This is a genomic window from Schaedlerella sp. (assembly GCF_056796775.1).
This window is the reverse complement of the sequence record NZ_JBQIKP010000088.1, coordinates 1-8,323: the sequence shown is the minus strand read 5'-3', so window position 1 is coordinate 8,323 and position 8,323 is coordinate 1. Positions and strand designations below refer to the sequence as shown.

Here is an 8,323-nt window from a genome sequence, read left to right as displayed (position 1 = left end):
AACATGGATACCCAATCCCCAGCGGGCAGCACAAAAAATACAGCCGTACCGTATATGAATTCCCCGCATTCATATACGATACGCCTGCATATTCCACTGCCTATATCCTATTGTCCATTCATTTCCCCGGCATTTGCCGGCTTCAAAATTTCAATCTCACAGCTGTGCTCTTTTGTTTTTTTGTCATAGCCAATACCGACAGCAAGGATCCGGCCGGTATAGCGTTCTGCTTCGCCAAGTCTGCCCTGAAATTTCAGAGCATATTTTCGGTCCTTAATCTGTTGGATCGCTTCCTTTGCAGTATAGTCAACCTTCAATTCCAGGATGATGCAATCCTCTTTTCTGTTGATCGGATAGAAAATAAAATCCACATATCCAATACCAGCCTTGTCCTCACGCTCCATAAAATAGGAATCCCTTGCCGCAAGATAGACAAGATTTACCACTGCCGTCAACTCAATTTCATTACTATAGCTTAGCAATGGGATTTCTGTATTATGTGCAAATTCCAGGATTTCAAGCATTGTTTTTATGTCGCCTGCTTTTGTAGCCAAAAGCATTTTCCGGGAAGCCTTTGCCAGTTGATATACATATCCTAATGATTTTTCCTTTTGGAGCGCTGATGAAAAATGATCCATCAGTTCTTTATTGGGGATACGGACCTTTCCGTTTTCATGGCTCAAAAAACCATAGACGACCATTGCGGAAAATACTTCATCCCGTGTCGTCAGATTCATGGATGTGGCGGCATATTCCTGAATTTTCGCAGGAACGGCAATTCCGGATACCATAAGCGCCAGGTCATCCCGCACTTGATCTACATTATTTTTAATATAAAAACGGATTTCCTCATAGGGACCTGAGCTCGTCCAATAGCTTCCCAGCTGATTGTCGCTCAACGCGCCGACAACAGAGCGCGGATTGTAAAGCCGGCCGCCTGATACGGTCTGATATCCATCATACCATATTTTCAGATCTGCTCTGCTTATGGCAGGATTCGGCGTGACCTTAAGATAACGCTGATAAAGTTCGTCCACCTCCTGGTCATTAAATCCCAAATATTCGCTGTATTTCTCCTTTGCGGACAGCGTATATTCGAAAAACATATTAAGCTCCGAGCCGCTCGAGTATTTTGCAATCGGAAGTATCCCCGTCATGTACGCCAGCTCAACGTAGGCTTTCCCTTTCAAAAGATTGCTTAAAAATTCCAAATACGCCAGCTTCTCACGGTCGGTCACAAAGCTTCTGTGAAAAATATAATCCCATTCGTCCAGTACGAAAATGAAACGCTCATCCTCCTGCTCATAAATGTCATTCAGCACATCCCAAACGGCATCTCCATCCGAAGCATCTACATTCGGAAAAGCCCTTTTCAAGTCACTATGCAGACGCCTTTGAATCCGGTCAATATAGCTTTGGTAATCCGCACAATTTTGCGGGAGCTCATTCAGAGAAATGTAAATGACATTATGCTGGTTTAAATGGCGTTCAAACAAGTCATCGGCAGCGACATTCAGCCTGTCAAAAACTGCGCTGCTGTCAACCCCTTTTCCAAAAAAGGAGGCGATCATCGCCGCAATTATCGTTTTTCCAAACCGGCGCGGCCTGGTGATGCAGATATATTTATTGCTTTTACTGCGGTTAGACCCGCTCTGTTCCATAATTTCCGTATTTTGTGAAACGTATGGAATCAATTCACGAAGTATAGCTGATTTATCAATAAAATACGTCGCCGCCGCTTCGTCACAAAACAATCCGGAAGGACTCTTGCTGTTTAAATAAACGCCCATACGTTCACTCCACCTCCCCTTCCCCGCAGCAATACCGCTGTTCATACTCCCCGCCATTCACAAAATCCGCCACCTCAAATGCCCCGCACCGGCAGTTCGAGATCAGCGCCCCGCATTCTGCCAGCAGATACAGCACCGCAAGATAAGGCATCTCATCATGATAATCATTGTCAGCCTTTTTCATTTTTGCGACCAAAAGCCCCTTCGTATTCACATCCGTATACCGAAAACGCTCCTGCTCCAGGTACTTTAGCCTACCCCCGAATCCGGCCTGCCGGAACTTCTCCAGAATATCCGCATCCTCCGTGGCCAGCAGGAGAGAAGAGCAGCCCCATTCCTCCATTTTTTCCTTCACCAGCGCGATATAAGCCTCATCCTCCACAGGCTTCGGAACATCGAATCCTCCATAGCGGTAATCCGTTCCGCAGGCCACGACTCCCAGCACTTTTCCAGTCTCATTTCCGAAAAAAAGCTCCCGAAGCGGATTGATATAAGCTTTCATTTCCCGATTCAGCCGAAGATATTTTTTATAAATGCCCCTCATATGCCCGGAATCATGATACTGTTCCATCATATAAGGATTGAATGCGTCCATTTTGTCATCGCACAGCAGGACATGGCGGCTCTGGAGGACCTCCTCCGGACGATATTCGTTCAGCGGTTCAAAAAAGTCCTCCCAGACATTTTCCTCTCTGCCTCCGGAAAACGAATTGCCGCCGTCCGGGACGCTCAGATCAATCACCGGAATATAATCCAGCTTCCGGTATTCCACCGCGGCAACCTTTGTCATGCAGAACCGGATCACATCTCCCAGTCCGCTGGAGTAGATGGGAAAACGGATCAGCAGAAACCGTTTATCCGGATGCAGATCTCCGTATCCAGTCTCTTTTTCCTGCCAGAACAATGCAGTCATAATATCCAGGCTGCTGTAAATATTCTTCTGAAACCTCCGCCCGAAAAAATCCTTTTCCCGCTCGCTGGTGATATAGAACGCATTACGTCCGGAATCGTGTACCCGATCCGCATTCTGCATACCGGCCCGCGGCGCGTCTCCCGCATCCTGAAGCAGTTCGTCCCTCGTCCCCATGCGATATCGAAAGCCAAAACAGGAAAACACCTCCGCATTTTCATCCAGAAATATCTTTTCCTTCTCCGGAAACTTCCGTTCCAGCACCTCACAAATGAAAGCCGTATATTCTTCAAACTCCTCAAATAGATACGTATCCGCCCGTGAGAGCAGCTCCAGATCCAGTTTCCGGTCAAGCCCATAATCCTCAAATTCACCGGCCGGATAAATGAAGCTCGTCAGGTTTTGCTGATAATACAAAATACATTCCACATCTCCCGGACTGCCGTCATCTTCCGGGCCGCTGCATACCGCAACAGCCCGATTCCACCGGTCATCCGCATTTTTATAGGAAAAGAACAGCTCCCTGGCCTCCGAAAACACATCCGGGTTCAGGTACAGCACCTTTTCCGGTACCTCCCGGCTGTAAAGTACGTCATAATAAGACAGCACCTTCAGCAGCCGGTCGCCGCGGTAAATCAGAATATATTCATTCTTATGTCCGTTCAAAAAAAATCGCAGCGACCGGCTTCGGTCGTAATCCTCCTCCTGAACTCCATATGCGTCTCCGTTATATACCTTTATCATATCAGAACTTCTCCTTATATTTTTATATTCCTGACCGATGAACTCTGCCCTTTTACATCTGCCCGATGGCCTCCAGAATCCAATCCGCGCAATTCGACCATGTCAGATTCTCCGCAGTCTTTTCATACCCCTTCCGGATCATCTCCTGCGCGCGCTCCGTATCCCGCAGCAGCCCGCCGATCATTTCCGGCAATTTCTCCAGATGCTCCAGGTCATACAGCGCAATATCCACCCCGTCCGTAAAATTTTCATCCACCCATCGGCTGGAATCTGTCAGCGGCAGGGAATGCTGGAGCAGCGCGTTAAAGATCCGGTCATGGGTTCCTGCCTTGAACCAGGGAAACACATTCAGGTTCAGCCGGGCATCCGCCATATATGCCAGCGTATCCGCATAGGGGATCCGGTCGTCGATCCGGTGCACATTGGGATAATCTGCGGAACAGTGATTTTCCCAGCCCCTGCCCAGCAAATGAAGCTCCACCCCAGATTTTGCCAGTTCTTCCACCACACGGCCGCGCTGGTACATACGGATTGCCCAGTCCACCGGCTCCGCGCAGCGCATCAGGCTTTTCATCATATTCTGGTCAACCGAAAGCCCCATCTGTTCCACTGTCCGGAAGGCTCCCTGTTCAATCGTAAGCCTGCTGTCTTCCACCAGACATTTATACAAGATCTGATAAAAGTCATAGACCGCTGTCCCCTTTTCGGCCATTTCCTCCACCTGGGCAAGCCGGTTCTCGGGAGAATAATAGGTTCCTGAAAAAAGCACATCATATTTCTTTTCGGTATACGGGATCACCGGGATATTCGGATCTGGCATCACGCCCACATGAGGCATAAATCCGACATAAGGGACACACAGTTTAAAGTATTTTTTCACATATTCCACATGGTCCCAATCACAGCAGAACATCAGATAATTCTGCGGATGCTTTTCCATCGCCGTATGAAACCGAAGCGGCGGATCCATAAAAATGTCCACCACAACCGTCTGATACGCATTCCAGATCCCGATCAGCAGGTCATCCTTGATCCCCAGCCCGTCAAAGCTGATTGCCGCATCCACCTTTTTCGAAGCAAATTGTGAAAAATTGACATAGGAATGCGCGTTTTCCCCAGGAGGATTGAGCAGATCCAGGATAAATGTTTCGTGTCCCCTTTTCCGCAGCTCCTCAGAAAGCACATTTGAAAAAAAGTTAAACGACTCCACTTCCGTATAAAATAAAACAATTCTCATCTTCTGTTTCCCTCCTCCTGACACAATCTCTCTTTATATTCTCCAATTCGTTTATACATCGTACTCCTTCCCATATTACAAAGCTCCGCCAGCTCTCCGATGGTAATCCGGTTCGCCTCCCACTCCTCATACAATTCTGGAAAATTTTCAGGCATGGGGATCATAGGTTTGCCAAACTGGACGCCCCGCGCTTTTGCCGCGGCAATTCCCTCCGCCTGGCGCTGGCGGATATTGTCCCTTTCATTTTCCGCAACAAACGACAACAGCTGGAGCACGACGTCGCTGATAAAAGTCCCCAGCAGATCCTTTGTTTTCGTCGTATCCAGCAGCGGCATGTCCTGAATACAGATATCCGCGCCCTTTTCCTTCGTAATGATCCGCCACTGTTCCATAATGTCCTGATAATTCCGTCCAAGCCGGTCGATGCTTTTCACAACGATCAGATCTCCCTCCCGGACCTTGCGCATCATTTTCTTGTAAGCAGGCCGGCGAAAATCTTTTCCGCTCTGCTTATCGATATAGATACTTTTTTGATCGATGCCGGCTTCAATGAGGGAGATTAACTGCCGTTCAATATTCTGCTCTCTCGTAGAAACTCTGATGTAACCGTATACTTTGTTCGTCATGCCTGTTACCTCCTTGTAAATTATTCTCCTTTTGAGTATAAAACAAAGAGGCGGTATTCAAAAATACCTGATTTAGAACTATATAGGTTATATATCAGACTCGCTGTCTAAACTGGTACAGCATTGCCCAATGACCTGCCTGATTTTCCATCTGCAAGACAGATCTTCGATGGTGCGGCGGTGCTTACGAATTGCCACGAAAGTTTATTTCATAACAGTTCCTTACTGCGTCAGAGGTTCCAGCTCACGGATCCGGCTGACGGAGGGAAGGTATCCCTCATCCGCTGCCATCCGGTAATATTCCAGCGCCTTCGGGATATCCCCGGACACCTCGTACCAGGTCCCCAGATTGTGCGCCGCCTTGAACGAGCCGCATCCATGGATTCCCTGATGCAAAGGCACCTCCCCGATCTCCAGGCATCTCAGATAAGCCTGCTCGATCATGGGTAGATAGTCGATATATTTCTTCGTATCCGCCAGGATTGCCTTCATAAATATGATTCCGCATGTAAAATGAAAATCCGCATAATCCCACAGCCGTTCCTGCTCGTTTTCGATAATTGTCAGTGCCGTGTCATAATCCTGTATCTCGATCAGGCTGTACAAATATTGTATCAGCCCGGTGGTCCGGTAGGCCGCCCCCTGCAAAGGCACCGTTTTATGAAACTCTGCAAAATATCTGCACGCCTCTTCATGGCGCTTCATCCCCCGGAGCGTCCTGGCCGTCTGAAACAGCAGATACGGATCCTCCGGTTTTTCCTTCAATTCCTCCTGAAGGATCACAAGATTCCGTTCCTCCTTTCCGCCCTGCTGATATCCGTCGTGCTCGAACAGCAGCGGCAGCGAATCCGCCGGAAATGCAGAATTTTCCTGTTCGTGGATCCTTCCCGAAAAACGGACTCCCCGAGGAAGCAGCCGTCCCGCCCATGTATACATATAGGCGACTTGCTTCTTTCCGTCCACAGTTCCTTCATTATAAAAATCCTTCCGCTGAATCGCCCCCACATGCTCCATGTTTTCCATAAAAGGCTCCAGATCCTTCCGTGTTCCTTCTATTAAATACTCATCCGCGTCCAAAACCAGATTCCAGTCACAATCCGATTGGTCCAGCGCAAAATTTCTTGCCGCGGAAAAATCCTGGTTCCACACATAATCCGATATCACCGCGCCGAAAGAAGCGGCAATCTCCTTCGTTCTGTCCGTAGATCCGGTGTCCGTGATATAGATCTTGTCCACCAGATCCTTCACCTGCTCCAGGCACTTCGCCAGACAGCGCTCCTCATTTTTCACAATCATCACAAGACCCAAAGTCTTCATGGTATGTACCTCACTTTACCACATATTTCTACCTGTCACATCTTCTTTATTATATGAACCTTTCATGAAAAAATCAACTATGACAAGGGAACCGAAGTATGATATAATGAAAAATGTTTTAAAGCGTTATAGCAGCTAAGAATCTGTAGGAAAAGCAGGCGGCTGATGGATAACAAAATAGCAGTTACAGCCGGATTAAGGCGTAACCTGTAACAAATAGAAAAGGTTAAATTAGACAGAGGAAAATATAACATGAAAACAATAGGTTTGGTAATGATCGTAAAAAATGAAAGCCGCAGTCTGGAAAAATGTCTTTCACTTGCACAAAAACTTGTGGATGAAATCTACATCACCGACACCGGTTCTACAGATAATACTGTTGAGATCGCAGAAAAGTTCCATGCGCACATTTCCAAATACGAATGGAACAACGATTTCGCCGCTGCAAGAAATTACGCTCTGGAACAGTCCACCTGCGACTGGAATCTGATCCTGGATGCAGATGAATACCTCATTTCCGGCTCCAAAAAGGATTTGTTAACATTCATCGAAAGAGGAAGCTGCGTCGGCGCCATCCAACTGAACAACAGCTACAAGGAAGCAAACGGCGAGATCAGCCAAAGCTGCCTGTGCATCACCCGGTTCATCCCAAAAGGGACCCGCTTCGAAGGCCGGATGCACGAACAGGTGGTCAGCAGCCTCCCGATCACATTGCTTTCGCTGGTCTTCGAACACGACGGTTATATGCTGGAAGGAAAAGGAGAGCGCAATCTCCAGGTTCTTCTGGAAGAACTTAAGGACAATCCCAAGGATCCTTATATCCTGTATCAGGCTGCCCGTACGCTCTGGATCATGAAAGATCATGCGCGCGCAGACCAGTACTTTGAACGCTTTTATCAGACCGTCCCCTTCTCCGGCACAGGATATCGGCCCAACGGTGTGATTTCCTATATTTACAATCTGATTGAATTAAAAAAATACGAAACCGGCTTCAAGATCATAGAAAACGAAAAAAAGCGCCTGGCGCCATACGCAGATTATCATTTTGCCTGCGGGACCTTCTACACCCAGGCCATCTTTTCAGATGTACAGCGCTACATCAATTACCTTCCAGAGATCGAGCTTTCCTACCGGCGCTGCCTGGAGATCGGAGAAGTCCCGGAACATGAAGGGGTAATCGGCAGCGGTTCTTTCAAGGCGGCTTACAATCTGGGCGTCTGGTTCGAGGTAAATGGGAAAAATAAAGAGGCGCGTTCCTATTACAAGATGGCGCTGGACTGGGGGTATCAGCCGGCGGCGGAACGGATGAAGGCGTTGAGAACCTAAAAAAGAAATAATCGTATTTTTAGAATCTGACCATAGGCAATGGTAAAAAAATCCATTGGCAGGAATACGTTTCCACTTGACATTCTCTATATAAACATGCAAAATAGAGATATCGAAAATGGATTTTCTACATAGCCTATATTTTCAGAGTAGATTATTCTCGATAACTCATGGTATATTATGTACCGCCAGATGTCTGGACAGAGTGAATTTGATGTGTTTCTTCCTATTATAATGTAGCATATAAGAGGGAAAACCGGCCCTCAAAAGCAGCCTAGGAAAAATATTTTAAAAATTTTCAAAAAAACTCTTAAGATATCCGGATAAGGTACGATAATATAAGTGTCAAGAAGTTTTCGGGTCAGTCCAAATA

Annotated in this window: 6 protein-coding genes; 1 reads left to right on the top strand and 5 read right to left on the bottom strand. The window is 47.2% G+C overall.

The window, feature by feature from the left end:
- Positions 1-107 precede the first annotated feature (107 nt).
- The 5 genes from ACTOY7_RS21195 to ACTOY7_RS21175 all read right to left on the bottom strand — a co-directional run bounded on the left by ACTOY7_RS21195 (position 108) and on the right by ACTOY7_RS21175 (position 6,624).
- Positions 108-1,790, bottom strand: a complete 1,683-nt coding sequence (locus tag ACTOY7_RS21195; RefSeq protein WP_482671793.1) for an AAA family ATPase — start codon at positions 1,788-1,790, stop codon at positions 108-110.
- A gap of 4 nt (positions 1,791-1,794) precedes the next feature.
- Positions 1,795-3,444 carry a hypothetical protein gene (locus ACTOY7_RS21190; RefSeq protein WP_482671794.1) on the bottom strand — a complete coding sequence of 550 codons (1,650 nt, stop codon included), beginning with the start codon at positions 3,442-3,444 and terminating at the stop codon, positions 1,795-1,797.
- A gap of 52 nt (positions 3,445-3,496) precedes the next feature.
- Positions 3,497-4,681 (bottom strand): glycosyltransferase family protein, encoded by a 1,185-nt coding sequence (locus tag ACTOY7_RS21185; RefSeq protein WP_482671795.1) that lies wholly within the window; start codon positions 4,679-4,681, stop codon positions 3,497-3,499.
- A complete protein-coding gene (locus tag ACTOY7_RS21180) occupies positions 4,678-5,307 on the bottom strand; it encodes a recombinase family protein (RefSeq protein WP_160283784.1) in 630 nt (209 codons plus the stop codon). Before ACTOY7_RS21180 ends, ACTOY7_RS21185 begins: the two co-directional genes overlap by 4 nt.
- A 222-nt stretch (positions 5,308-5,529) precedes the next feature.
- Positions 5,530-6,624, bottom strand: coding sequence for a glycosyltransferase (locus tag ACTOY7_RS21175; protein WP_482671796.1), 1,095 nt, complete (start codon positions 6,622-6,624; stop codon positions 5,530-5,532).
- A gap of 252 nt (positions 6,625-6,876) precedes the next feature.
- Between ACTOY7_RS21175 and ACTOY7_RS21170 the strand changes: the two genes are divergently transcribed.
- Positions 6,877-7,950: a glycosyltransferase gene (locus tag ACTOY7_RS21170; RefSeq protein WP_482671797.1), complete on the top strand. Its 1,074-nt coding sequence runs from the start codon at positions 6,877-6,879 to the stop codon at positions 7,948-7,950.
- Positions 7,951-8,323 lie beyond the last annotated feature (373 nt).

Bases quoted from the DNA above. Each gene is read 5' to 3' on its own strand.
- ACTOY7_RS21195 (WP_482671793.1), bottom strand. From the start codon at position 1,790: ATGGGCGTTTATTTAAACAGCAAGAGTCCTTCCGGATTGTTTTGTGAC.
- ACTOY7_RS21190 (WP_482671794.1), bottom strand. From the start codon at position 3,444: ATGATAAAGGTATATAACGGAGACGCATATGGAGTTCAGGAGGAGGAT.
- ACTOY7_RS21185 (WP_482671795.1), bottom strand. From the start codon at position 4,681: ATGAGAATTGTTTTATTTTATACGGAAGTGGAGTCGTTTAACTTTTTT.
- ACTOY7_RS21180 (WP_160283784.1), bottom strand. From the start codon at position 5,307: ATGACGAACAAAGTATACGGTTACATCAGAGTTTCTACGAGAGAGCAG.
- ACTOY7_RS21175 (WP_482671796.1), bottom strand. From the start codon at position 6,624: ATGAAGACTTTGGGTCTTGTGATGATTGTGAAAAATGAGGAGCGCTGT.
- ACTOY7_RS21170 (WP_482671797.1), top strand. From the start codon at position 6,877: ATGAAAACAATAGGTTTGGTAATGATCGTAAAAAATGAAAGCCGCAGT.